This window comes from Glutamicibacter sp. 2E12 (genome assembly GCF_050030965.1).
In the GTDB taxonomy this organism is placed as follows: domain Bacteria; phylum Actinomycetota; class Actinomycetes; order Actinomycetales; family Micrococcaceae; genus Glutamicibacter.
Genome location: NZ_CP188297.1, coordinates 3,457,793 through 3,482,779 on the forward strand (window position 1 = coordinate 3,457,793; position 24,987 = coordinate 3,482,779).

The window sequence follows — 24,987 nt, forward strand, 5'->3', positions numbered from 1 at the left end:
GCTTTAACCCTACCCGTCCAGCAGCGCCAGGGCGGTGCCCTCGTCGATCACCAGATCGGTGATCAGCCCGCCTTTGAGCGCACCACGCACGGCCTGGAGCTTGCCGCGGCCGGCGACCACGCAGAAACGGGTCGGCACCTTGCGAAGGGCATCGAGGTTCGGGCCGGTGGAGCGGGCATTAAGCGAAATGTTCGAGCTGTTCCCGTCCTTGTCGAAGAACACCGTGGCCACGTCGCCGACCACGCCGATCTCGTTGAGCTCTTGGGTTTCCGCCTTGGTCAGGTAGCCGCCGCGGTAGACCTGCGAAGCCACGGCGGAGCCGGCCGAGCCCAGGGAGAATACCGCGAGACTCATCTCCTTCTGCACCTGCAGTACCCGGCGGATCGATGTTTCCTCCCACATTGCGTCGCGGGTGGAGGCCCGGTCGAAGAAGGCCGGGACCGGGAACTGCTCGGTGCGGGCGGTGAAGGCTTGGCCGAAACGCGTGAGGATGTCGCTGGCATAGCGCACGCCGCTGGTCACCGGATTAGCCGCTCCATTGAGCTGCACGATCTTCGTGTCATGGGTCGGGTGGGAGCCCAGCGCCGTGGACACCGACTGCATGGTCGATCCCCAGGCAACACCCACCGTCATCGAGGAGGAAACCATGCCGCCGAGCAGGTAGGCCGCGTGCGCAGAGACCCGGGCCAGCAGCTCGGAGTCATCCATGTTGCCATCGGTGGGTACGACGTTGAAGCTGATCCCGTAGTGCTCGGAGAGCTGGTTTCCCAGCAGCGCCGACATGTTGGCGCTGGGGGAGATGCTGATCGAAACCATGCCGGTGCGCTTGGCGTGGGTGAGCAACCGGGAGACCGTGGACCGCGAGGTGCCCAGCTCCTTGGCGATCACTTCCATCTTCATATCCTGAAGGTAATACAGCTGGGCGGCGCGCAGCGCATCCTTCGCCTTGGGGGTGCTGTGCACAGATGTGCCAGTCGTTGCCCGCTTGTAGGTGCCCCCGGACGAGGATTTCATCATGATTCAGACCACTTCTGCACGTTTGTGCATTTTGTTTGACCGCTTTGCCGTTCAGTAACAAGACTAGCTTCAGACTCATTCAATATTTACATAAGGGGCACAAATCGTGATTCGGGAACAGCTAGCCAAACTGCGCGAACGTCCGCAGGCGCAGGTTCTGGTTGTTGGCGGTGGCATCAACGGCGTAGCGACCTTCCGCTACCTGGCCATGCAGGGGATTGATGTAGCCCTGATCGAGCGCGGCGATTACTGCCAGGGCGCTTCGGGTGCCAGCTCGCACATGATCCATGGCGGAATCCGCTATCTGGAGAACGGCGAGTTCCGCCTGGTTCACGAGTCGGTGCAGGAGCGCAACTCGCTGCTGGAGATCGCTCCGCACTACGTGAAGCCGCTGCAGACCACCATTCCCATCTTCTCCACCTTCTCCGGCATCCTCAGCGCACCGATGCGCTTCCTGTCCCACAAGTCGGGCAAGCCAACCGAACGCGGGGCGGCGTTGATCAAGGCCGGGTTGATCATGTACGACGTGTTCGCAGGGATCGGCGGACGCAACACCCCTTGGCATAACTTCAAGGCCGGCAAGGCTGCCCGCCAGGATCTGCCAGCACTGCGCGATGACGTCAAGTACACCGCCACCTATTTCGACGCCTCGGTGCACAACCCCGAGCGGCTGACCCTGGATGTGCTGCGTGAAGGCCTGAACGCCAACGACGAGGCCCGCGCCAGCAACTACGTTGAGCTGGCCGGCGTCGACGGCGGCACCGCGAAGCTGCGCGATATGCTCTCCGGCGAAGAATTCGACTTCGACGCCGATGTCATCATCAACGCCACCGGCGCGTGGGTGGATCTGACCAACAAGGACCTGGGCCGCGATACCAAGTGGACCGGCGGCACCAAGGGTTCGCACATCGTGCTGGATCACCCGGAACTGCTCGCCGCTACCGGAGGCCGCGAAATCTTCTTCGAGCATGAAGACGGCCGAATCGTGCTCATCTACCCGATGCTCGGCCGCGTGCTGGTCGGCACCACCGACCTCGAGCACGACATGAACGAGCCAGCGGTATGCACCGACCAGGAAGTCGACTACTTCTTCGAGCTGGTCCACCATGTCTTCCCGGGCATCAAGGCCACCAGGGAACAGATCGTCTACAAGTTCTCCGGCGTGCGCCCCCTGCCCAGCCATGACGACACCGCGCCAGGCTTCGTATCCCGCGATTACCAGATCAAGGAAACCCGCCTGACCGACGCGACCACCATGCTCTCGCTGATCGGCGGCAAGTGGACCACCTTCCGCGCACTGAGCGAGAACCTCGGCGGAAAGGCCCTGGAATTCCTCGGCGCCCGTGAAGTGAAGTCCACCGCCGGCGTAGCCATCGGTGGCGGAAAGAACTTCCCGGCCAACGAGGGCGAACTCGCCGCTTGGTATGCCGCGCGCGAGTCCAAGGCCGGCCGCGAACGCTTGCGCGTGCTGCTCGAACGCTACGGCACCGGAGCCGATGCCCTGCTGGAAATCATCGGCGGCAACGAAACCATGCTAGAGCACACCAACGAGCTGTCCTGCCAGGAGTTGGCCTACATGGCGAACCAAGAGCAGGTGGGCCGGTTGATCGATGTCTTCATCCGCCGCACCAACCTGGCCTTCCGCGGCCTGGTCACGAAGGATTTGGTAATCGAGGCAGCTAATTGCCTTGCAGAGCCGATGGGTTGGGACCAGTCCCAGACCCAAGCCGAGATCGACCATTCGCTCTCGGTACTCGCAGAAACCCACGGAGTCACCCTGGTCTAACCTGCATCCAGGCCGGCGGCAAGGCGCCGCTGGCACTCGAAACCACTAAGAGGTCAACGTTGTCCACTCACGTGTTTCTCGCCGAATTAGCCGGCACTTTCATTCTCCTGCTGATGGGCGGCGGCGTCTGCGCGAACGTCGCCCTGAAAGGCACTCTCGGCAGCGCCGCGGGCTGGGTAGCCATCAGCTTCGGCTGGGGCCTGGGCGTCTATTGCGGCGTCTGGATAGCTGGGATCTCCGGAGCCCACCTGAACCCGGCAGTCACCCTGGGCCTGCTGGTCAACCCGGACGTTGCCGAGTACGCCCCCGGCGTCGCCAAGACCATGGCCAATACGCTGCTCTACTTCGCGGCGCAGTTCATTGGCGCCTTCCTGGGTGCCGTGGGCACCTGGCTGTCGTACAAGAAGCACCTGGATGATCCGCAGAACGCGGGCACGCAGCTGGGCGTCTTCGCCACCGGACCGGCCATCCGCTCCTACGGCTGGAACCTGGTCTCGGAAATCTTCGGCACCTTCGTCCTGGTGTTCGTGATCGCCGGACTGGGGCACACTCCTCACGAGCTTGGCCCGCTGGCTGTCGGCCTGCTGGTTGTTGCCATCGGCCTGTCCCTGGGTGGAGCCACCGGCTACGCCATCAACCCGTTCCGCGACCTCGGTCCACGAATTGCCCACGCCATCCTGCCGATCAAGGGCAAGGGCTCCTCCGACTGGTCCTACTCGTGGGTTCCGTTGGCTGGTCCAGCCATCGGCGGTATCCTTGGCGGACTTGCCGCCGCGCCAATGTTCTAGAAAGAGAGCAGTGAATCATGAGTGAAAAATTCGTCATCGCCATTGACCAAGGCACGACCAGCTCCCGCGCAATTGTCTTCACGCACGCCGGTGAGGTGCATTCGGTAGGCCAGAAGGAACACGAGCAGATCTTCCCGGCTGCCGGATGGGTCGAGCACGATCCAGCCGAAATCTGGAGCAACGTGCGCGAAGTGATTGGCCAGGCCCTGTCCAAGGCCAACCTGACCCGCCACGACATCGAGGTCGTCGGCATCACCAACCAGCGTGAAACCGCGGTGGTGTGGGATAAGAACACCGGCGAAGCCGTCTACAACGCGATCGTCTGGCAGGACACCCGTACCCAGGACATCGTCGACGAACTGGCAGCCGATGGCGGCCTGGAACGCTACAAGCAGACCGTTGGCCTGCCCCTGGCGACCTACTTCTCCGGCACCAAGATCAAGTGGATCCTGGACAATGTCGAAGGTGCCCGGGAGCGTGCCGAAGCAGGCGACCTGCTCTTCGGCACCACCGACAGCTGGGTGCTGTGGAACCTGACCGGCGGCGTGGACGGCGGCGTGCACGTCACCGACGTGACCAACGCATCACGTACCCTGTTCATGGACCTCAAGACCCTGGACTGGGACGAGAAGATCCTGGCTGACTTCGGCGTGCCGCGCTCGATGATGCCGCAGATCCGCTCTTCTTCGGAGGTCTACGGCTCCGTGCACACCAACCAGCTGCTGCGCGAGGTGCCCGTTGCAGGCATCCTGGGCGACCAGCAGGCGGCGACCTTCGGCCAGGCGGCCTTCACCGCAGGTACCGCGAAGAACACCTACGGCACCGGTTGCTTCCTGATCTTCAACACCGGCACAGAGATCGTGAATTCGACCAACGGCCTGCTGACCACCATGGCCTACAAGCTGGGCGAGAACGCACCGGTGTACGCCTTGGAAGGTTCCATTGCCGTGGCCGGGTCGCTGATCCAGTGGCTGCGCGACAATATCGGCATGATCGCTACCGCTCCGGAGATCGAGGAACTGGCAGCCAAGGTGGAGGACAACGGCGGCGTGTACATCGTTCCGGCCTTCTCCGGGTTGTTCGCACCATATTGGCGCTCGGATGCCCGTGGCGCGATCGTGGGCTTGACCCGCTATGCGAACAAGAACCACATCGCCCGTGCGGCCCTGGAGTCCACCGCATTCCAGACTCGCGAAGTCCTGGATGCGGTCAACGCCGACGCAGAGGTTCCGCTCACCGAACTGAAGGTCGACGGCGGCATGGTGGCCAACGAAGCCCTGATGCAGTTCCAGGCTGACATCCTCGGCGTGCCAGTGGTTCGCCCGAAGGTCACCGAGACCACCGCACTGGGTGCAGCCTACGCTGCTGGCCTGGCCGTTGGCTTCTGGAAGGACCTGGGCGAACTGGAAGACAATTGGGCCGAGGACAAGCGCTGGGAGCCAACCATGGATGAGGCTACGCGTGAGCGCAGCTTGCGCCTGTGGAAAAAGGCTGTCACCCGCACCTTCGACTGGGTCGACGAAGATACCAAGGCCTAAGCGCAACCGTGGCTTGGCCGGTTCCGAGCCGGCCGCAACCGGCAACGCCCGAATCACCCGGATGGGTGGTTCGGGCGTTGCCGGTTTAACCCGCGGGGCAGCTCAATCGCCTCAATCGCCCGATGCGGCCTCAATGGTGTCCTCCTGGCCTGGACGCGCGGTTTCCTGCGCGGCGGGTCTGCGGCGCGCGGGGGACTCGCCGGCTTGCCGGGCGTCCCAATAGGTATTGCGGCGGGGCTTTTGCTCCGGATCGACATGTGCAGGCATGACCACGTGCGGCAGCCCATCGACATCGACGACCTCGAGCTGTCCGGCATGGCGCTTGTGGTGATCGGACGTGCACATTCCCGCCCCGGACCAGACACTGGTTTCGCCGCCTTCGGACCAGGGCTTCTGGTAGTGGTCGGTTTCGACATGATCCGGCGGCGCGGTGCAGTCGGGCACGATGCAGCCGCGATCCCGGGCCATGATCGCTTCGCGGATCCGGCCTTTGTGGTAGCGCATCTTGCGCCCCATATCCAGCACTTGGCTGTTGCCGCCGAGGACCATCGGGATGATGTTCGCCCTGGCGAGCAGCTGCCGGAGTTCTCCGGGCGGGATGTCGATGCCATTTGCGGTCATGCCGTGCGCGTCCGCCAGGTTCTGCAGATCCGCGAGCCACAGGTAGACCACGAACTTCGGGATGACGACTTTTCGATCGCCGCCAGCAAATGGTGCGCGCAACAGCGCCATGAACGCGTTGAGCCGGCGACGATGCACATCGGGCTGCCCGGCGGGGGAGTCCTGCAGGTGCGGCTCGTCTTGCGCCCCGTCTTGCGGTTCGCCTTGGGCCTCTGCCTGCTTTGCGGTGCGGCCGCCGTCCGGGTTCTGGCCATCGTGAGCTTCTGGTTCCTCTTCGGCCCACGGCGGCATGGGCTGATCGCTGCGCAGCCACGACGGCGGCTCGGGTGCGGCTCCACTTCCGTTGCCAGCGTTCTGGCCTGCCGTGGACTCCTGGTCCGCTTGGGAGTCCTGGCCCTCTCGCGGGCCGCCGCTGGCGCTGGATCCCGAACCCGCCGGGCGCTGCTGCTGGGGATCGCGATCGGCCCGGCCGGCCTTGGTTCGTGGGTTGCCGGCCTGCGTGAGCACCGAATGAACCAGCTGCGCATCGGTGGCATCGGTGCGCAGCGAGAAGAAATGCACGCCGTTTTTCACCGGGCCGATGAACATGCCGAGCTTGGGAGGCAGCTGCTTGCCGTGCAGTTCTTTGTAGGTCCTGATTGAGGTGCTGATCTGCTTCTGCGCGGCGGCGGGGCCCAGCTCCCGCAGGGAGTGGGCCGCGGCTTGGTCCAGGCTGCGGCCATCGGTGCCATGCGCCAGCAGCGGCACGGGCACGCCGTCAAAGATGGTGTCCTGCGGTTCGAGCCGTTCAAGGCGCCGCGCGGCGGAAGCGATGGCCCGGCGGTTGGCAGCGCCCTGCCCGTAGAGTTCGGCCAGATGCTTGAAACGCGGCGCGCAGATGCCGCCATCGGGGGTGCGCCGGCCAATGAGCAGGTGCGCGTCGGCAATGCGCCGTTGGGCTTCGAAGTAGCTGATGCCCAGCCATGCGGCCAGCAGCTGGGCGGTGTCCTTGTAGCAGCAGCGCCCCGGGGCAAGGTCCGGTTCCCCGGCAAAGAGCCCGTCGCTGATGGCGTCGGGGTCATCCGCAGGCAAACGCAGGGCCGCGTAGCTGTCCAGTGCCAGCGCCCGGGCGCCGGTGGCCTCGGCATGCAGTGCGCCGGCGTGTTGCTCGCAATGGACTTGCTGGGCGAACCTTTCGGTGAGCTGCAGATGCGCCAGGACCAGGCGCGGGTCGCCCGCATCGCGCACCAGCTTGCCCAGCGCGGCATACAGGGCCAGGCACAGGTAGCCAAGGCGCAGCACCATGGCACCGGACAAGGCCGGTCCGAGGTGCATCGGGGCCTGGCATGCGGTGCGCAATGCGGCGATCAGGGCTGGCGCGTTCATGGCTCCATGATCGGGCGCTGGAAGCTCCTGCCCCTGCGGGCAGCTGCGGGATGTGGATAACTGCGGTGGCGCCGCGTTTGCCGCTGTGTGCAATCTTGCGCTTCATCGATGCGCGCGTGGGCAGGGGATATGCGATAGAATCGCGATATGAATCCGAAGCGCAACCTAGCCTGAGCACGGCCCGTTGGCCGTACCCCCGAGTGGAAATTTGGGGGCTTTTGTTGTGTCTGGAACCAAGAACAAGTTTTTCCTATCGGAAATTTTCCGCAAAGCGTGTGAGAAGAGCAGCGTGACATCATCGACGAACGAATCCAGGACCTACGACTTCAAGGACATCGAGTCCAAGTGGCTTCCGGTGTGGGACGAACTACAGGTGTTCAAGCCCGCCGATGATGGCAGCCGCGAACGCCGCTATGTGCTGGACATGTTCCCCTACCCATCGGGCGATCTGCACATGGGCCACGCCGAGGCCTTCGCCATGGGCGATGTGGTCGCGCGCTACTGGCGCTTGCGCGGCTATGACGTGATGCACCCGATCGGCTGGGACTCCTTCGGCCTGCCCGCAGAGAATGCCGCGATCAAGCGCAATGCCCACCCTGCCGAGTGGACCTACAAGAACATCGATACCCAGGCCGCCAGCTTCAAGCGCTACGCGATCTCCGCCGATTGGGATCGCCGCTTGCACACCTCGGATCCGGAGTACTACCGCTGGACCCAGTGGCTGTTCAACAAGTTCTACGAGAAGGGCCTGGCCTACCGCAAGGACCACCCGGTGAACTGGTGCCCGAAGGACCAGACCGTGCTGGCCAACGAGCAGGTCGTCAATGGCGCTTGCGAGCGTTGCGGCACTGCGGTGACCAAGAAGTCGCTGAACCAGTGGTACTTCAAGATCACCGAATACGCTGACCGCCTGCTTGAGGACATGGAGCAGCTCAAGGGCCATTGGCCTGAGCGCGTGCTGCTGATGCAGAAGAACTGGATCGGCCGTTCCGAAGGCGCCGAGGTCACCTTCGGGATCGAAGCGCACGAGGACAAGCCTGCGCTGCAGATCCCGGTCTTCACCACCCGCCCGGACACCCTGTACGGTGCTACCTTCATGGTGGTCGCCGCCGACGCGCAGCTGGCTGGCGAACTGGTCACCGATGAGCACCGCGCCGCCTTGGAGGAATACCAGGAGCAGGTCAAGGCCCTGTCCGAGATCGAGCGCCAGTCCAGCGAACGCGAGAAGACCGGCGTATTCACCGGCCGCTACGCGATCAACCCGCTCTCCGGGGAGAAGCTGCCGGTCTGGGCGGCGGACTACGTGCTGGCCGACTACGGCACCGGAGCCATCATGGCCGTGCCTGCGCACGACCAGCGCGACCTGGACTTCGCCAAGGCCTTTGACCTGCCAGTACGCGTGGTCGTCGAAACCGGTCTGGAAGACCCGAACGAAACCGGCACCGCCACCGCGGGCGAAGGCCAGCTGGTCAATTCGGGGCAGCTGTCCGGTTTGGAGAAGACCGAGGCGATCGCCAAGGCCATTGAGATCGTGGAAGCTGCCGGCACCGGCAAGCACACCATCAACTTCCGCCTGCGCGACTGGTTGCTGTCCCGCCAGCGCTTCTGGGGCACCCCGATCCCGATCATCCACTGCGCCGATTGCGGCGAGGTCCCGGTTCCCGACGACCAGCTGCCGGTGCGCCTGCCCGATAACCTGCGCGGCGAGCAACTGGCCCCGAAGGGCACCTCCCCGCTGGCCGCCGCCGAGGAATGGGTCAACGTGGCCTGCCCGCAGTGCGGCGGCGCCGCCAAGCGCGACACCGACACCATGGACACCTTCGTGGATTCCTCCTGGTACTTCCTGCGCTTCGTCTCCCCGCAGTACACGCAGGGCCCTTTCGACCCGAAGGCCGTGCGCGACTGGATGCCGGTAGGCCAGTACGTCGGCGGGGTCGAGCACGCGATCCTGCACCTGCTGTACTCGCGCTTCTTCACCAAGGTCATCCACGACCTGGGCCTGATCGACGCGACCGAGCCGTTCTCCGCGCTGCTGAACCAGGGCCAGGTCCTGAACGGCGGCAAGGCGATGAGCAAGTCGCTGGGCAACGGCGTGGATTTGGGCGAGCAGCTGGACAAGTTCGGCGTCGACGCGGTACGCCTGACCATGGTCTTCGCCTCCCCGCCGGAGGACGACGTGGACTGGGCCGATGTCTCCCCATCGGGTTCGCAGAAGTTCCTGGCCCGCGCCTGGCGCATCGCCCAGGACACCACCAGCGAGGCCGGCGTGGACTACGCGGCAGGGGACAAGGCGCTGCGCCAGGTCACCCACCGCACCGTGCATGAATCCGCCGCGCTGCTGGATTCGGGCAAGTTCAACGTGGTCATCGCCAAGACCATGGAGCTGGTCAACGCGACCCGCAAGACCATCGACTCCGGTGCCGGGGCAGCGGACCCGGCAGTGCGCGAGGCCGCCACGGTGACCGCCCAGCTGCTGAGCATGTTCGCCCCGTACACCGCAGAGGACATGTGGGAAGCGCTGGGCTATGCGCCCTCCGTGGTCACCAGCGCCTGGCCTGAAGTGGACGAGTCGCTGCTGGTCGATGACACCATCACCGCGGTGGTGCAGATCAAGGGCAAGGTCCGTGCCCGCCTGGAGGTTCCGGTGGACATCACCGAGGAGCAGCTGCGCGCCCAGGCCCTGGCCCACGAGTCGGTGATCCGGATGCTCGATGGCAAGGAGCCGCTGAAGGTCATCGTGCGTGCGCCGAAGCTCGTGAACGTGGTTCCCGCCCCGTAAGCTCGGCTCATGACTGAACGCCAGAAAAGCTCGCGCGCGGGCTGGCTGCCCAAGTGGCTGGCCCCGCGCGGGCTTTCGCGTACCCGGATCGGGGTCGTCTCCGATTCGGCGTCCTGCCTGCCCGGGCATTTCGGGCCGCATCCGGACTTCATCGAAGTGCCGATCCCGATCATCGTGGACAACCATGTGCACGGCGAAGACCTGCAGGCGCTGATGATGGGCCTGGCCATGGGCAAGGCGGTGAAAACCTCGCGCCCGGCGCCAGGCGAGTTCGAACGCGCCTACCGGCAGCTGCTCGACGCCGGCTGCGAGTCGATCATCTCGATCCACATGTCCGGGGCGCTGTCGGGCACCGTGGAGGCGGCCCGCTTGGCGGCCCGCAGCTTTGACGCACCAATCACCGTGGTCGATTCGCGCACCGTGTGCCTGCCCCAGGGATTTGCCGTGGCCGATGTGCTGGCTGCCCGCGCCGCCGGCGCCCCGCTGGAAATGCTCGAGCAGATCGCCGGCACGGCCACCGCCAACACCGTGTACTTCGCGGTGCCAAGCCTTGAGCAGCTGCGCCGCGGCGGCCGGATCAGCGCGCTGTCCTCCGTGGTCGGCAGCTTGCTGAATTTCAAGCCGATCCTCGGGATTGCCGAGGGCTCGATCGTCGCCCTGGAAAAGCCCCGCTCCTTCGCGCGCGCCACCGCACGGCTGGTCGCCCTGGCCTTGCGCGACGCCCGCGACGCCAGTGGCGAGGTGCGGCTGGGGGTGATGCATTTCGGCGCCGAGGAACTGGCCGAGGAAATCGCCACCGAACTGGCACCGTTCAGCGCCATGCCGGTCGTGGTCGAGTCCCTTCCGGCGGTGCTGGCCGCGCATACCGGCCTGGGCGTGATCGCCGTGTGCGTCGCCCCCAGCTATCCACAGTCGGAGTCCATCCTGGATCGGCCGCCGGCGCCATAGCCCAGACTGTGGCCCATGGGCCGCCACGACTTTTTCAACAAATACGCGCCACGTCCCGGTCGCCTGAGATTCGCGATCTCGCGCGTGGCCGTGCTGGTGCTGGTCATCGTGGTGCTCGCCTGGATTGCGATCTCCATCCTGCTCGCGCCACCGCCGGTCGCCCAGGAGCTTGAAACAGTTCCGCTGGTATCGGACCCGTCCGCTTCGGCGCCGGCGGACCACCAGTCCCCGAGCCCGGCCGCACCCGAGGTCACGGTCCACGTGGTCGGCGCGGTGAAGAAGCCCGGCGTCTACCAGCTGCCCGTGGATTCGCGGATTGCCGACGCGGTGGACGCCGCCGGCGGGCTGGCCAAAGGCGCACGTGCGCAGATGGTGAACCTGGCGGCCAAACTGGTCGACGGCCAGCAGGTGGTCCTTCCGGGCGCCGAAACGGCCACGGAACTAGCCGCGGCACCGAGCGCGACGGCGGGCGGGAAGATTTCGCTCAACAGTGCCGATTCCCAGACCCTGCAGGAGCTTCCGGGGATCGGTCCGGCATTGGCAGCCCGGATCATCGACTTCCGCACCGAGAACGGCCCGTTCAGCTCCGTGGAAGAGCTGGATGCGGTACCGGGCATCGGTCCGGCGCTGCTGGGCCAGCTGAGCGAACTGGTGATCCCGTGAACACCGATTTCCGCGGCCTGTGGCTGCTGGGCGGCGCGTGGACCGCCGCCTACTTCACCCTCCCAGTCTGGTTGCTCTGGGTACTTTCCGCGCTGATGGCTATCCTGCTGTTCCTGCTATTGCGGCCCCGGCACGACCGCGCCTACGCGGCGCCATGGTTTACCGGTCCCATTATCCTGCTCCTGGGGGTGGTGGCCGTCAGCAGCCTGGCCTTCACCGACCCCCAGTGCCAGCTGCCGGGCGCCGGCGAGCAACAGCGCCGCGCCGTGGTCCGCTTCGAGGACCCGGCTACCGCCCAAGGCCAGGGGGCTGCCGCCGGCCGGGCGGAAATCCAGCGGTACTGGGCCAACGGCCAATGGGTGCCATGCCGGGTGCCGGTCTTCCTCACCATTGATTTCGGGGTGCCGGCCACTGCGGGCGAGTTCGAGACCATCCTCGACTTGGAAGCAGCAGCTGCCGGCGCCTTCGATTGGTGGGCGCATGCCGCCAGTGAACCGCAGGTGAGCTCCTGGGTTGAGCCTACCGCCGCGGATTACCTCAAGGAACGGTTCACCCAGGGCCTGCGCGGCCTGCCGGACAATGCCCAGGCACTGCTGCCTGGCATGCTCTATGGCGATCGTTCCGGACAGGACGAAGCGTTGAGCGAGGCGATGAGATCCAGCGGGTTGAGCCACCTGACAGCGGTGAGCGGATCGAACATTGCCCTGATCGGGGCCATTGTGCTGGTGCTGTTCCGGCTGTTTTCGGTGCCACGGGCACCCAGCGCGATCTTGATGATTGGCGTGGTCGGGCTCTTCGCCTGGTTTGCCGGGCCGGATCCCAGTGTCCTGCGCGCCAGCCTGATGGGCAGCATTGCGGTCATCTCGGTGCTGCTGGGCCGTGGCCAAGGCTCCCTGGGAATACTGTGCCTGAGCGGAACAGCCTTGCTGGCCATCGATCGCTCGCTGGGTGCCGAACCGGCCTTCGCCCTGTCGATGCTGGCGACCCTGGGAATCATCATGCTCGCCCCGGCCCTGACCGAAATCCTTCTCCACATATTCCCGGCCTGGTTCGCGCAGCTGACGGCCATTTGCTGCGCGGCGCAGTTCACCTGCCTGCCGGTGGTCATCGCGTTGAATTCGGATTTCAGCCTGTACTCGCTGCCCGCGAACCTCGTGGTCGCGCCGTTGCTGCCTTTGATTACTGCGCTCGGCATGGCCTGCCTGATGCTGTGCACGCCGTGGCCAGCGCTGGAATCGGTGCTGATCTGGGTTCCGGGGCTGCCGGCAGAAGCCATTGGCCAGGTGGCCCATTTCGTTTCCGGGCTCCCCGGTGCCGCCCGGCCGTGGCCCGAGGGCCTACCCGGAATCGTCTTGGCAGTGATGCTCTCCCTGGTGCTGTGCACCCTGCTGGTGCTGGGCCGGGAAACCGAGAGGCTCCGGGTCAGGCAGGTGTCCCTAAGCGTGCTGGGAGCGATCATGGTATTCGCCGTAGCGCTCGTTCTGCCTGCGACGCTGTTCTACCGGGAAGATCTTGCCCCGCAGTGGAGCATTGCCATGTGCGATGTGGGCCAGGGCGACGCCTTCGTCATCAATCTGGGGGATTCAGAGGGCTGGCTGATCGATACCGGACCACCGGAGAGCGGGTTGCTGCTGTGCCTGGAGCGGCTGGGCATCAGCAACTTGAGCAAGGTCTTCATCACGCACACCCACAGCGACCATTTCGGGGCCGTGGGCGAGCTGGAGAATTCGCACGTAAAGATTGGTGAACGCCTGGTCTCGACCGGGTTCGACCTTGAACTATGGCCAGGTGCGCGTGCCTTGGAGCCCGGTACGCGGCAGGCTGCAGGGGAGGTGGGCTTCGAAGTCGTGGGCCCCGAGGCGCGCTTCGCGAAATACGCCGAACCGAACGATACGTCGCTGGTCATCCGGTTCAGCTTTTCCACCGGGTCCGGGACCATCGATCTCTTCACGGCCGGGGACATGGAAACCGAAGCCATGGATCGCCTGCTGCGCCTGCATCCGCAAGGGCATGCAGCGATCCTGAAAGCCTCGCACCATGGGGCACGCAACGGCGGAACCGAAATCATCGAGCAGATCCGTCCGCAGATCCTGCTGGTCTCCGCCGGGAAGGATAATTCCTATGGCCATCCGCACCCCGAAACCCTGGAGATGGCGCAGCAGGTCGGCGCGACGGTGATTCGCACCGACCAATCGGGTACCGTACTGCTCACATTTACCAGCCAGGGCGTTCTGGGTACCGCCCTGGGTACGCCAGTTCGGTAGGATCGTTATATCGACCGATGCACTAAGGAGTTCGATGGCACGCGCCCAAGCAAATCCGGGTATCTCATGGCGGGAACTGCGCCCGCAACCACTGATCCTGTTGACCGGTTCAGAGGATTACCTCGCTTCGCGCGCCTTCGAATTGCTGCGTTCCCAGGCATCCCAGCGGGACGATATCCAGCACACGCGTCTTGACGCGGCAAAGTACGAGCCAGGAGAGCTGCTCATGGCCACCAGCTCTTCGCTGTTTTCCAGCGCCAATCTGGTCGAGGTCCACGAACTGGCCCACATGAACGAGTACTTCCTCAAGGACGCCCTGGCCTACCTGAAAGACCAGGCTCCCGAGAATGTGCTCATCATGCATTACTCGGGTGGTACGCGCGGCAAGAAGCTGATTGACGCAATCAAAGCTGCCGGTGCCCTGATCGTCAATTGCCAACCGGTGAAAAAGGACTCCGAGAAGATCGACTTCGTCCAGTCCGAATTCAAAGCCGCCAAGCGCCGGATTACCAATGACGCGGTCAAAGCCCTCGTAGCGGCGGTAGGCAACTCGCTGGCAGAGCTTGGATCGAGCTGCTCCCAGCTGATTGCCGACACCACGGGAACCATTGACCAGGATACGGTCGACAGGTACTACGGCGGCCGGGTTGAAGCAACTGCGTTCAAGGTGGCCGATGCCGCAATTTCCGGCAACGCCCAGATGGCGCTTCGCACTTTGCGCCATGCGCTGGGTACTGGAACCGACCCGATTCCCATTGTGGCCACCTTGGCGATGAAAGTCCGCCAGATCGCCAAGGTCGCCGGCGTGAATGAACCCGCAGCTTCATTGGCATCCGAGTTGGGGATGGCGCCGTGGCAAGTTCAGCAGGCGCAGCAGCAGGCTCGCGGCTGGAAACGCAGCGATCTTGCCCTGTGCGTCGAAGAAATAGCGAATACCGACCGCATGGTCAAGGGCGGCAGCCGTTCACCGGGCTACGCGCTGGAACACGCCATCATGTTCATTGCAGGCAAGGCTCCGGGACGCTAGCCGCTGAGGTTCCAGGTGGGGGCGGGCACGATGCACTCGTGCGCGCTCCCACTGCTCTTTAATTAAGGCTAGCCATCAGCGCGTGCCTGCCTGGAAGCTTCGATGAGCAGTTCCGGGCAAAACAAAACCCCCGCACTCGATGAGTGCGGGGGAGTTGATGAAGTCTAAGCTCGGCTTAGAGGGCGTTAACCTTCTTGGCGATAGCCGACTTGCGGTTAGCAGCGTTGTTCTTGTGCAGAACACCCTTGCTTACAGCCTTGTCGATCTTCTTGCCAGCCAGGCGCAGTGCCTCGGTTGCCTTTTCCTTGTCACCGGAGACTACTGCCTCGTTGACGTTACGGATCACGGTCTTGACCTCGGAACGGACAGCTACGTTACGCAGACGTGCCTTCTCGTTGGTCAGGATACGCTTCTTCTGGGACTTGATGTTAGCCACTTTAATAAACTCTCTCGTTTATCGTTTTATACGGTCGGTAGAGGGTTCATCCTTCAGGCCATCGACTGAGCGGTGTGGGGCACCTATGGCGACCCGAAGGGGGCGTGTTGCCCAACCTGCGCAACACACAAAGATTAACTTTATCAGATAGGGAGCCTGACAACGAGTGCTTATGCGCGTTCGTTTAGGGCGTTCACCACATTTGAGAAGCGTTCGCGATCCAGGATGGCGCCTTCGCGGCGGACGGCTTGCTCGCCGACTCGGATAATGCGATCGAGCTTGACCTCGCTCGGACGCCGCTCGCGGTCCCAGTCCCCGGTACCGATGTCCATGTAGTTGCGGTCGCGGTGATCCGTGTTGTTCTTGTCCCTGCTGGTGAGCATCAACCCCAGCAGCCAGCCACTATCACGGCCGACGATCAGCACCGGGCGATCCTTGCCCTGCGAATAATCCTCTTCATAGGGAACCCAAGTCCAGACAATTTCTCCCGGATCGGCGTTGCCGTCCTTCGCCGGGTTGTACTCGTAGTGAATCTTCCCACGGTAATCACCCGGGTAGCCGGCACCCGCTGGAGAATCCTGCATGGAGTTGGCACGAGAGCGGCTTCCGGCAGTGCTCGGGGACCCGCTGGCCCCGCGGTTGCTGGCCGGGCGCTTGCTTGCCGAATTTGCGCGGACCTTGCTGATTTCCTTCAGCGCGCGCATGACGATGCTAAATATCTTCTCTGGATTCAGTGCCATGGACGACAAACTATCAGTTTCAGGCTGTCGAAATATGAGAAGACGCGGAAATCATGACAGAATGGAAGCTAATCCAACTATGTCTTTTAGTCAGCTAGTGAGGTCTGTTTAGGTGTCTCCATTGGCCCGCACCGCTCCGGTGCCTGCCGCGACCGATCCGTCGCTCATCCGTAACTTCTGCATCATTGCCCATATCGACCACGGTAAGTCGACCCTGGCCGACCGGATGTTGCAACTGACCGGCGTTGTCGCTGCCCGCGACATGAAGGCACAGTACCTCGACCGCATGGACATCGAGCGCGAACGCGGCATCACCATCAAGTCCCAGGCTGTGCGCATGCCGTGGGGAGCCGAAGATGGCACCCCCTATGCACTGAACATGATCGATACCCCCGGGCACGTCGACTTCACCTACGAAGTCTCGCGTTCGCTGGCAGCCTGCGAAGGCGCGATCCTGCTAGTTGACGCCGCCCAGGGCATCGAGGCGCAGACCCTGGCCAACCTCTATTTGGCTATCGAGGGCGATCTGACGATCATCCCTGTGCTCAATAAGATCGACCTGCCCAACGCGCAGCCGGAAAAGTACGCTGCCGAGCTGGCCAACCTGATCGGTTGCGAGCCAGAAGACGTGCTGAAGGTTTCGGGCAAGACCGGTGAAGGCGTTGAAGCACTGCTCGATGAGGTCATCAAGCAGCTCCCGCCGCCTGTCGGCGATGCCAAGGCTCCGGCTCGCGCAATGATCTTCGACTCCGTATACGACACCTACCGTGGCGTGGTGACCTACGTTCGAGTTGTCGATGGCAATCTGTCTCCTCGCGAGAAGATCCAGATGATGTCCACCGGCACCACCCACGAACTGCTGGAAATCGGCGTATCCTCGCCGAACCCCGAGCCCACCAAGGGCCTGGGCGTTGGCGAAGTGGGCTACCTGATCACCGGTGTCAAGGACGTGCGCCAGTCCAAGGTCGGCGATACCGTCACCAACTTCCACAAGCCGGCCACCGAGTCCCTGGGCGGGTACGAAGAGGCCAAGCCAATGGTCTTCTCCGGCCTGTACCCGATGGACGGCACCGACTACCCGGTACTGCGTGATGCGCTGGATAAGCTGCAGCTCAACGATGCTGCGCTGACCTACGAACCGGAAACCTCCGTGGCCCTGGGCTTCGGCTTCCGCGTGGGCTTCCTGGGCCTGCTGCACCTGGAAATCACCCGCCAGCGACTGGAATCCGAATTCAATCTGGACCTGATTTCCACGGCGCCGAACGTGGTGTACGAGGTCATGGGCGAAGACAAGCAGATGATTACGGTGACCAACCCCTCGGAATTCCCGGATGGCAAGATCCTGGAAGTCCACGAGCCAATGGTTGCCGCCACCATCCTGGCGCCAAGCGAATTCATCGGCTCGGTCATGGAACTGTGCCAGACCCGCCGCGGCACCATGCGCGGCATGGACTACCTCTCCGAGGACCGTGTCGAAATGCGCTACCACCTTCCGCTGGCTGAGATCGTGTTCGACTTCTTCGACCACCTCAAGTCCAAGACCCGCGGCTATGCTTCGCTGGACTGGAAGGCCGACGGCGAGCAGGTGGCAGATCTGGTCAAGGTCGACATCCTGCTCCAGGGCGAGCAGGTGGATGCTTTCAGCGCCATTACGCACCGCGACAAGGCCTACAACTACGGGACCATGATGACCTCGAAGCTGCGTGAGCTGATTCCTCGCCAGCAGTTCGAAGTTCCAATCCAGGCCGCGATCGGTTCGCGCATCATTGCCCGTGAGAACATCCGCGCAATCCGCAAGGACGTTCTTGCCAAGTGCTATGGCGGCGATATCAGCCGCAAGCGCAAGCTGCTGGAAAAGCAGAAGGAAGGCAAGAAGCGCATGAAGATGGTCGGCCGCGTGGAGGTTCCGCAGGAAGCCTTCATTGCCGCACTGTCCACCGACGAGCCGAAAAAGAAGTAGATGCCTTCAGTACTGCCTGACGGCGATCCGGCTCCGGCCGATGGTCTACTCCCTGCCTCATGCGCGCATGAGGCACAGGGGCGGACCATGTCCTTTTATGTGCATATTCCGTTCTGCACCGTCCGTTGCGGCTACTGCGATTTCAACACGTACACCGCCACGGAGCTGGGCTCCGGTTCCAGCCAAGCAACCTACGCTGCCACCGTCAGCAAGGAAATCAGCTTCGCCCGCGAGGTGATGGACCGTTCGGGCCAACCGCACCGCGAAATTGAAACCGTCTTCTTCGGCGGCGGAACTCCCACGCTGCTGCCCGCCGGAGACCTGGTCGCGGTGCTCGGCCGGATCCGCGACGACTTCGGCCTGAAGCCGGGCGCGGAAATCACCACGGAGGCCAACCCGGACTCGGTGACCCGCGAAAGCCTGCAGGAGCTGGCCGACGGCGGGTTCACCCGCGTGTCCTTCGGCATGCAGTCCGCGGTGCCCCACGTGCTCAAGGTGCTTGAGCGCACCCATGATCCGAAGCGCGTTCCGCAAGCCGTTGCGTGGGCGCGCGAGGCCGGCCTGGATGTCAGTGTCGATCTGATTTATGGCACTCCGGGGGAGAGCCTGGCAGACTGGCGCACCAGCATCGAAGCCGCGTTGAGCTACGAACCTGATCACATTTCGGCGTATGCGCTGATCATCGAGGAAGGCACCAAGCTGGCGGCCCAGATTCGCCGTGGCGAGGTACCGAACATCGATGATGACGACCATGCCGAAAAGTACCAGTTGGCCGACGACATGTTTGCCGCGGCCGGTTTCTCCTGGTACGAGGTCAGCAACTGGGCGAAGACCCCGGCGAATGCCTGCCAGCACAACATCGCTTACTGGCAGGGCGGCGACTGGTGGGGCGCAGGCCCCGGCGCGCATTCCCATGTTGGCGGGCTGCGCTGGTGGAATGTGAAGCATCCAGCCGCGTATCAGCAACGGATCGATGCTGGAATCTCCCCGGGCCACGGCCGCGAATACCCGGATGCCGAGGCCGTGCAGCTTGAGCGCACGATGCTGTTGACCCGGCTGGGTTCGGGCATGAAGATTAGCGAGCTCGATGAAACCGGACGCAAGAAAGTCGCCGGCTTGATCGCCGACGAGCTGATTGATGCCAAGGCCGCGTTCGCCGGCACATTGGTGTTAACGCAGCGAGGCCGGCTCCTGGCCGACCTCGTGGTGCGTGAACTGCTCGATTTCTAAGACTGGGAAACCGCTGCTACTTCATCAGCCGCAGATTGAATTGGTAGCGGTAAGGGCGTCCCTTGTTGGCCTGGATGGCAGCAAGGGCGCCCGAGACCGTCATGAAGACCCAGAGGGCCACGGCGAGTACTGCGAAAAGCCAACCGATCACCGGCAAGACCATGAGCACATTGAATACGATGGCGAGAATGGTCAGCGGGAACGTGAAATTGAACGCTTCCTTCGATTCCTGTGCAGTGAACGGGCCACGGTCCCGGAATACGGCAAAGACGATTGCCGAAGGAACGCAACCCAAGATGGCACCGAAGTGGGCCATCATTGCCCACTGGCGATCTTCTGAAGGAGTCAGCGGCAGCGCAGAGGTCCTGGAACCTTCGAAGCGGGAATTCTCCGATGGCTTCGTCTGGCGTGATGTCACTATTTTTCCTTGTCTTGCTAAGTGTGGTTCCTCTTATCATAGCGACCGCGGCTGGGCGCACGGGGAGATTCGCAGACTAATCTCCAACTATTAGTCAATCGTTAGGAAACCGTAATCTTCGGTCGTGAGAAAATCGATCAATTCTTCAATCCGGCCCAAGAGCTGTGGTTCAAGCTGCCCGTAATGCTGCACCGTGGACAAGAGCCGCTGCCATCCGATGCCGATGTCTTCCGCGGTGGAGTGCGGCCAGCCAAAGGCCCGGAGCACACCGGTTTTCCAATCGGTGCCCTTGGGGATCACCGGCCAAGCCTTGATGCCCAGTGTCGCAGGCTTGATCGCCTGCCATACATCCACGTACGGGTGGCCGAGGATCAGCACGTTTTGCGCTGCACCGGGGACCTTCATCGCCTCGGCAACGATGCGCGATTCCTTGCTTCCGGCAACCAGGTGGTCAACCAGGATTCCCAGGCGGCGCTGCGCGGAGGGGGCGAAGTCGCGGATAGCCCCGGCAAGATCGTCCACGCCATGCAGCGGTTCAACGACGATGCCTTCAACACGCAGGTCGTGGCCCCAAACTTTTTCAACCAGCTCAGCGTCGTGCTTGCCTTCTACCCAGATGCGGCTTGCCCTGGCTTCCCGGGCCTTCAGTCCGGCAACGGCACGCGAACCCGAAGCCGAGACCAGCTTCTGGGGCGGTGCGGCCTTGGCAACGGGATCAATGATCTCCACCGCTTCGCCTTCGAGGAAGAACCCGAAGCCCGCCTGGAAGGAGCGGGTCTTGCCGTGTCGGTCCTCGAGCACGATCACGCGCATGCCACCGGATTTCTCGGTACGGATGACTTCTCCTACCCATCCTGAGGTGGCATCTTCCAGAATCATGCCACGTTCAACAGGGACCTGGCGGAGTTTTTTCGGTGCCGGTGCACTCAGATCCCGTGGTCCCCAGGAGTAATTAGTCACGTACTGCCTTTCGCTGTGATCGAATACGCTCGAAATCCAATGCTAGCAACTGCTGAACGTATTAGACTTGGCACTTGACAGGTTAGAGTGCCAAAGCCGGGCACAGGGAATCCAAGGAGGTGCTGTTGTGACAGAGCCGCGACGCCTAGACGTTCTGCGTGCCATCGTGGAGGACTACGTCCAATCCCGTGAGCCAGTGGGTTCCAAAGCGCTCCTCGACCGGCACAACCTCGGTGTCAGCGCCGCGACGATCCGCAATGACATGGCTATGCTGGAAGAAGAGGGGCTCATAGTCGCTCCGCATACTTCCTCCGGACGGATCCCCACCGAAAAGGGATACCGCCGCTTCGTCGATGAGATCGGCGAGCTCAAGCCGCTGTCGCGGGCTGAACGCGACGCCATCAACAAGATCCTGGACAGCTCCACGGACCTGGACGAGATGCTCAAGAGCACCGTTCGCCTCCTGGCGCGGTTGACCAACCAGGTAGCAATGATCCAGGTGCCGCACTACGACACCGCTTCGTTGAAGAACCTCGATCTGGTCGGACTGGGCTCGGCCCAGGTGCTGATGGTGATGATCGCTTCCAATGGCACGGTGGATCAGCGCATGATGCCGGTCCAGCGTTCCTACAGCGATGATGAGCTGGACGACCTGAAGCTGTGGCTGCTCAACAATTTCGGGGGAGTGAAGCTTGCCGAACTTGCCGGACGGCTCACCCGCATCGAGCGCAGTTCGACGCAGCAGGCCGACCCCCTGGTGGACCAGGTGATCGGTGCGCTGGAAGAAATGGCCCAGGCGGCCAACGCGCAGCGCATCATCATGGCAGGCACCGCGAACCTCGCCCGCGTGGAAGGGGACTTCCCGCTGAGCATAACCCCGGTGCTCGAGGCGCTCGAGGAGCAGGTAGTGCTGCTCAAGCTCTTCTCCGAGCTGGAAGCCGATTCGCGCGGCGTGGCCGTGGCCATCGGCACCGAGCACCACTACGGGCAGCTGTCGGAAGCCGCCGTGGTCGCCACCACTTACGGCACCGATCTGCGCAACAAGCTCGGGGTCCTGGGCCCCACCCGGATGAACTATCCAACCTCCATGGCCTCGGTTCGTGCGGTGGCACGGTACCTGTCGAAGATTTTGGCTAACTAGCCTCGCTGGGCACCGCCCGGCACTACCGAATTTCAAGATTCTCAGGAAAGGACACGGCGAATAACGTGAGCTCGCATTACGAGACCCTAGGCGTCGCCAAGGACGCGACCCCGCAGGAAATCAAGAGTGCCTACCGCAAGTTGGCGCGTAAGCTGCACCCGGATGTAAACCCTAGCGATGACGCTGCAGAACAGTTCAAGCTGGTCACCCGAGCCTACGAAGTCCTTTCCGACCAGACCAAACGCTCCAACTACGACGCCACCGGCGATGAGAACGGCAACGGCCACCCGGGCTTCGGCGGTGGCGGCCAGGGCTTTGGCGGCTTCGGCGACATCTTCGAGCAGTTCTTCGGTGGCGGCCAGGCCCAGGGCCCGGCATCACGCACCCAGCCAGGGCGCGACGCGCTGATCACCATCACCATCGACCTGGAAGACGCGGTCAAGGGCACGGTCTACCCGCTGGAGATGGAAACAGCTGTCACCTGCAAAACGTGCAACGGTTCGTGCACGCGCGAAGGCACCAGCCCGGTCACCTGCGATATCTGCCATGGCGCAGGCCAGGTCCAGCGTCCAGTGCGTTCATTCCTGGGCCAGATGATGACCGTGGAAACCTGTGCGGCCTGCCGCGGTTTCGGCACCACCATCCCGGACCCCTGCCTGGAGTGCAACGGCGAAGGCCGGGTGCGCGAGCATGTGTCCAAGTCGCTGAACGTTCCTGCAGGTGTCGACTCCGGCACCCGCATCCAGCTGCGCGGACAGGGCGAAGCCGGCCCGGGCGGCGGGCCTAACGGCAACCTGTTCGTCGAGATCGACGTGCGCCGCCATAAGGTCTTCGAGCGCGCCGGCACCGACCTGCACGCCAAGATGAGCCTGCCAATGACCGCCGCCGCACTGGGTTGCGAGCTGAAGCTGGAAACCTTCGACGGCGGCCAGTCCATCAATGTGGAGCCAGGCGCCCAGGATGGCGACACCGTCACCCTGCCGGGCCTCGGTGTGCCGCGCCTGCGCGGAGGCAAGCGCGGGGACATCACCGTGCACCTGCAGGTGGAGACCCCGACCAAGCTCGACGCTGCCCAGCGCGATTTGCTCGAGCAGCTGGCCAAGCTGCGTGGCGAAGAACTCTCCGCCGGCCGCGTGGAGCACAGCGGCGGCATGTTCTCCCGCCTGCGCGACAAGCTGAACCAGCGCTAGGCATGAGCAACCACAGCTTCGTCATCGACGCCCAGCAGGGCCGGGACGCATCGGTCGGGGACATTCTTGAACTGGATGGCTCCGAAGCGCACCACGCGGTCACCGTTAAACGGGTCTCCGCGGGCGAGCACCTGGACCTGCTGGATGGCAAGGGGCTGCGCCTGACTGTGGAGGTCATCGGCACCGCCAAGGACCTGCTGAGCGTGAAGGTCCTGCGCCGTGCCGAGGAAGCTGTCAGCGATCACCCGGTCACCCTGGTCCAGGCGCTGTCCAAGGGGGATCGCGACCTGCAAGCTGTCGAGTCCGGCGTGGAACTGGGCGTGCTGTCGGTACGCCCCTGGCAGGCCGACCGCTCGATCGTGCGCTGGAACGCGGCCAAGGTCGACAAGGCCATGGCCAAGTGGCGCGCCCAGGTGCGCTCGGCGCAGAAGCAGTCGCGCCGCGCCTATGAGCCGGAGGTGCTGGACCCGCTGGGTTCCAAGGAACTGGCCAAGGCCATCGCGGCCGATTCCGCAAATGGCGCGCTGGTTCTGGTTCTGCACGAGCAGGCCGCGGACTCGGTGGCCCGGCATGTGCAGTCGTGGCTCGCCGATGCGCGGGCCGGCCAGGAGGTCATCATGATCGTCGGGCCAGAAGGAGGCATCTCCGAAACGGAGCTGCAGTCCTTCGTCGATGCCGGCGCCCAACCAGCCCTGCTGGGCCAGCATGTGCTGCGTGCCTCGACCGCAGGCCCCGCGGCCCTGGTCTTGATCCGCCATTTGATCGGCGAAATCTAGATTCCAGAATTCCGGTTAGCAGGTGAATTGCTCCGCAGATCCCGGCAGGCATATGCCTGCCGGGATCTGCGGAGCAATTTCGTCTCCGGCCGGCGCAACGGGTTCGAGCCGAGAAAAGGCCTCGGGACGGGGAACGCGAAGCCGCTGCGGGTCAGATCCGCGAATGCGGCAGCCGATCGGATAAGGACGCTGTCCTAGGCAACGGCACTGGAAATCCTGCCAGCAGGCCAAGAATGCTCAGCCGCCACCAGTTCAGGAGCTGGCCCGGACAACGGGCGCCCAGGTTCATGTCCAGGACTTCCGGCAGGGGGCTGCAGCGCTGGATGCTGCGTTACTCGACGCGGAAGTCGCTGGTGACCTTGCCGACCAGATGGTCCGATCCGGTCTCAACGCCCCAGAAAGTCAGCCGGTATGAGCCGGCACGCAGATCGGTGGTCAGGGTGAATGAACCGTCGGCATTGATCTGCCCGGGGTTGACCTGCTTCTGAGCGGTCATCACCGTGAGCTTGCCGTCGGCGTCCTTGCGCTGCAAGGAGTAGAAGGTGCCGATGTCGAACTGGGTGGTTCGGCCGTTAATCTTGATCGAGCCATCCGCCAAGGTCTTGTTGAACTGCGGATCGATGATCCAGATCGGTGCAATGAACGCCGCATCGCGCTCGTAGACATCCTTGAGCCGGAAACCGTCGAAGACTGTGGCATTTGCCTGGCCATCAACCAGGATGCGGACCGTTGCGGGAAGCTCGCCCACGACCAGTCCAGCGCTGGCGGCAGCTGCCGTAGCGGTGAAGACCAATTGCTGGATGGCGCGCTCCGACAGGCCCTGGTCGAGATTGGCGCTGAAGACCTTGGCCGGCAGATCCAAGGTGATGACATTCGCATTATTGATTGAAACCCCGATTTCATCGGTGGGCTTCAAATGGGTATAGCGTTTCGGCTTCATCGGGTCGGCTGAGAGCAGCGTCCAGATCGCGTCGCCGATGGGTTCCTGATGGCGGGTGTCCTCGATGTACTCGCGGTACAGGAACACGCCGGTATCGGTGTTTTCCAGCCAGTAGATGGGCAGGCTAGCCGCGATGCCGACATCCTCGCCAGCGTCGGTGGCGTTCGGCAGGTTCAGCGATTCAGCCACGGCGGTCGATGGCATCTCATAGGAGCTCTCGCGATTCGTCAGACCGCATCCTGCGGCGACGACGAGAGCGGCAGTGATTCCCAAAACGCCGAATCGGCGTGGAATCTTCCGCAAGATCCTTGATTGCACTGCGTACCAATCCGTGGTGATTTTAGCTGTTGCGGCTCCTGGCCGTATTGGAACCGCTCTCAAGCTTGCCATATCAGAAGCG

20 protein-coding genes are annotated in these 24,987 nt (G+C 63.5%); 13 read left to right on the top strand and 7 right to left on the bottom strand.

The window, feature by feature from the left end; all coding sequences use genetic code 11:
- Window positions 1–9 precede the first annotated feature (9 nt).
- Window positions 10–1,017 carry a sugar-binding transcriptional regulator gene (locus tag ACP3TE_RS16270; protein WP_332486174.1) on the bottom strand — a complete coding sequence of 336 codons (1,008 nt, stop codon included), beginning with the start codon at window positions 1,015–1,017 and terminating at the stop codon, window positions 10–12.
- Window positions 1,018–1,123: 106 nt separating this feature from the next.
- Here ACP3TE_RS16270 and ACP3TE_RS16275 point away from each other — a divergent pair, with 106 nt between their 5' ends.
- Genes ACP3TE_RS16275 through glpK form a run of 3 tightly spaced genes read left to right on the top strand, consistent with a single transcriptional unit; the run spans window position 1,124 to window position 5,129 of the window.
- The gene (locus ACP3TE_RS16275) at window positions 1,124–2,803 is read left to right on the top strand and encodes an FAD-dependent oxidoreductase (RefSeq protein ID WP_426734265.1); all 1,680 of its coding nucleotides are present in this window, start codon (window positions 1,124–1,126) and stop codon (window positions 2,801–2,803) included.
- Window positions 2,804–2,862: 59 nt separating this feature from the next.
- Window positions 2,863–3,591, top strand: a complete 729-nt coding sequence (locus tag ACP3TE_RS16280; protein WP_105658317.1) for an MIP/aquaporin family protein — start codon at window positions 2,863–2,865, stop codon at window positions 3,589–3,591.
- Between the two features lie 17 nt (window positions 3,592–3,608).
- Window positions 3,609–5,129 carry a glycerol kinase GlpK gene (gene glpK / locus ACP3TE_RS16285; RefSeq protein ID WP_105658318.1) on the top strand — a complete coding sequence of 507 codons (1,521 nt, stop codon included), beginning with the start codon at window positions 3,609–3,611 and terminating at the stop codon, window positions 5,127–5,129.
- A 111-nt stretch (window positions 5,130–5,240) separates the two neighbouring features.
- On the opposite strand, the gene ACP3TE_RS16290 is transcribed toward glpK, so the two are convergent.
- Window positions 5,241–7,115, bottom strand: a complete 1,875-nt coding sequence (locus ACP3TE_RS16290; RefSeq protein WP_426734268.1) for a hypothetical protein — start codon at window positions 7,113–7,115, stop codon at window positions 5,241–5,243.
- A gap of 289 nt (window positions 7,116–7,404) precedes the next feature.
- Between ACP3TE_RS16290 and leuS the strand changes: the two genes are divergently transcribed.
- Genes leuS through holA form a run of 5 tightly spaced genes read left to right on the top strand, consistent with a single transcriptional unit; the run spans window position 7,405 to window position 14,796 of the window.
- Entirely contained in the window at window positions 7,405–9,894 is a 2,490-nt protein-coding gene (gene leuS / locus ACP3TE_RS16295; protein ID WP_402696160.1) for a leucine--tRNA ligase, read from the top strand.
- Between the two features lie 9 nt (window positions 9,895–9,903).
- A complete protein-coding gene (locus ACP3TE_RS16300; RefSeq protein ID WP_105658320.1) occupies window positions 9,904–10,842 on the top strand; it encodes a DegV family protein in 939 nt (312 codons plus the stop codon).
- A gap of 15 nt (window positions 10,843–10,857) precedes the next feature.
- Window positions 10,858–11,505 carry a helix-hairpin-helix domain-containing protein gene (locus tag ACP3TE_RS16305; RefSeq protein WP_402696162.1) on the top strand — a complete coding sequence of 216 codons (648 nt, stop codon included), beginning with the start codon at window positions 10,858–10,860 and terminating at the stop codon, window positions 11,503–11,505.
- The gene (locus tag ACP3TE_RS16310; RefSeq protein ID WP_426734271.1) at window positions 11,502–13,769 is read left to right on the top strand and encodes a ComEC/Rec2 family competence protein; all 2,268 of its coding nucleotides are present in this window, start codon (window positions 11,502–11,504) and stop codon (window positions 13,767–13,769) included. The genes ACP3TE_RS16305 and ACP3TE_RS16310 overlap by 4 nt, the downstream gene beginning before the upstream one ends.
- A 34-nt stretch (window positions 13,770–13,803) precedes the next feature.
- Window positions 13,804–14,796, top strand: coding sequence for a DNA polymerase III subunit delta (holA, locus tag ACP3TE_RS16315; protein ID WP_105658323.1), 993 nt, complete (start codon window positions 13,804–13,806; stop codon window positions 14,794–14,796).
- A 175-nt stretch (window positions 14,797–14,971) separates the two neighbouring features.
- Here the strand turns inward: holA and rpsT are convergent, their stop codons facing one another.
- Both rpsT and ACP3TE_RS16325 read right to left on the bottom strand, forming a co-directional pair.
- Window positions 14,972–15,232, bottom strand: coding sequence for a 30S ribosomal protein S20 (gene rpsT, locus ACP3TE_RS16320; protein WP_105658324.1), 261 nt, complete (start codon window positions 15,230–15,232; stop codon window positions 14,972–14,974).
- Between the two features lie 170 nt (window positions 15,233–15,402).
- Window positions 15,403–15,972 carry a type II toxin-antitoxin system PemK/MazF family toxin gene (locus ACP3TE_RS16325; RefSeq protein ID WP_388022065.1) on the bottom strand — a complete coding sequence of 190 codons (570 nt, stop codon included), beginning with the start codon at window positions 15,970–15,972 and terminating at the stop codon, window positions 15,403–15,405.
- Window positions 15,973–16,084: 112 nt separating this feature from the next.
- On the opposite strand from ACP3TE_RS16325, the gene lepA reads away from it, so the two are divergent.
- Both lepA and hemW read left to right on the top strand, forming a co-directional pair.
- Window positions 16,085–17,932 (top strand): translation elongation factor 4, encoded by a 1,848-nt coding sequence (lepA, locus tag ACP3TE_RS16330; RefSeq protein WP_105658326.1) that lies wholly within the window; start codon window positions 16,085–16,087, stop codon window positions 17,930–17,932.
- A complete protein-coding gene (gene hemW, locus ACP3TE_RS16335) occupies window positions 17,933–19,162 on the top strand; it encodes a radical SAM family heme chaperone HemW (RefSeq protein ID WP_388022063.1) in 1,230 nt (409 codons plus the stop codon). It begins immediately after the preceding gene.
- A gap of 16 nt (window positions 19,163–19,178) precedes the next feature.
- Here hemW and ACP3TE_RS16340 read toward each other — a convergent pair whose 3' ends face one another.
- Entirely contained in the window at window positions 19,179–19,580 is a 402-nt protein-coding gene (locus tag ACP3TE_RS16340) for a DUF4870 domain-containing protein (RefSeq protein WP_105658328.1), read from the bottom strand.
- A gap of 90 nt (window positions 19,581–19,670) precedes the next feature.
- Window positions 19,671–20,540, bottom strand: coding sequence for a DUF3097 domain-containing protein (locus ACP3TE_RS16345; protein WP_105661288.1), 870 nt, complete (start codon window positions 20,538–20,540; stop codon window positions 19,671–19,673).
- A gap of 127 nt (window positions 20,541–20,667) precedes the next feature.
- Between ACP3TE_RS16345 and hrcA the strand changes: the two genes are divergently transcribed.
- The 3 genes from hrcA to ACP3TE_RS16360 all read left to right on the top strand — a co-directional run bounded on the left by hrcA (window position 20,668) and on the right by ACP3TE_RS16360 (window position 23,647).
- Window positions 20,668–21,681, top strand: a complete 1,014-nt coding sequence (gene hrcA / locus ACP3TE_RS16350; protein WP_332594744.1) for a heat-inducible transcriptional repressor HrcA — start codon at window positions 20,668–20,670, stop codon at window positions 21,679–21,681.
- A 65-nt stretch (window positions 21,682–21,746) separates the two neighbouring features.
- Entirely contained in the window at window positions 21,747–22,871 is a 1,125-nt protein-coding gene (gene dnaJ / locus ACP3TE_RS16355) for a molecular chaperone DnaJ (protein WP_388022060.1), read from the top strand.
- 2 nt (window positions 22,872–22,873) lie between these two features.
- Window positions 22,874–23,647: a 16S rRNA (uracil(1498)-N(3))-methyltransferase gene (locus ACP3TE_RS16360; protein WP_388022058.1), complete on the top strand. Its 774-nt coding sequence runs from the start codon at window positions 22,874–22,876 to the stop codon at window positions 23,645–23,647.
- Between the two features lie 331 nt (window positions 23,648–23,978).
- On the opposite strand, the gene ACP3TE_RS16365 is transcribed toward ACP3TE_RS16360, so the two are convergent.
- Window positions 23,979–24,890: a GerMN domain-containing protein gene (locus tag ACP3TE_RS16365; RefSeq protein ID WP_105658333.1), complete on the bottom strand. Its 912-nt coding sequence runs from the start codon at window positions 24,888–24,890 to the stop codon at window positions 23,979–23,981.
- Between the last annotated feature and the right edge of the window lie 97 nt (window positions 24,891–24,987).

What these genes read in the sequence shown, in the direction of transcription:
- ACP3TE_RS16270 (WP_332486174.1), bottom strand. Translation starts at nt 1,017, where the DNA reads ATGATGAAATCCTCGTCCGGGGGCACCTACAAGCGGGCAACGACTGGC.
- glpK (WP_105658318.1), top strand. Translation starts at nt 3,609, where the DNA reads ATGAGTGAAAAATTCGTCATCGCCATTGACCAAGGCACGACCAGCTCC.
- ACP3TE_RS16290 (WP_426734268.1), bottom strand. Translation starts at nt 7,115, where the DNA reads ATGAACGCGCCAGCCCTGATCGCCGCATTGCGCACCGCATGCCAGGCC.
- ACP3TE_RS16300 (WP_105658320.1), top strand. Translation starts at nt 9,904, where the DNA reads ATGACTGAACGCCAGAAAAGCTCGCGCGCGGGCTGGCTGCCCAAGTGG.
- ACP3TE_RS16305 (WP_402696162.1), top strand. Translation starts at nt 10,858, where the DNA reads ATGGGCCGCCACGACTTTTTCAACAAATACGCGCCACGTCCCGGTCGC.
- holA (WP_105658323.1), top strand. Translation starts at nt 13,804, where the DNA reads ATGGCACGCGCCCAAGCAAATCCGGGTATCTCATGGCGGGAACTGCGC.
- ACP3TE_RS16325 (WP_388022065.1), bottom strand. Translation starts at nt 15,972, where the DNA reads ATGGCACTGAATCCAGAGAAGATATTTAGCATCGTCATGCGCGCGCTG.
- hemW (WP_388022063.1), top strand. Translation starts at nt 17,933, where the DNA reads ATGCCTTCAGTACTGCCTGACGGCGATCCGGCTCCGGCCGATGGTCTA.
- ACP3TE_RS16360 (WP_388022058.1), top strand. Translation starts at nt 22,874, where the DNA reads ATGAGCAACCACAGCTTCGTCATCGACGCCCAGCAGGGCCGGGACGCA.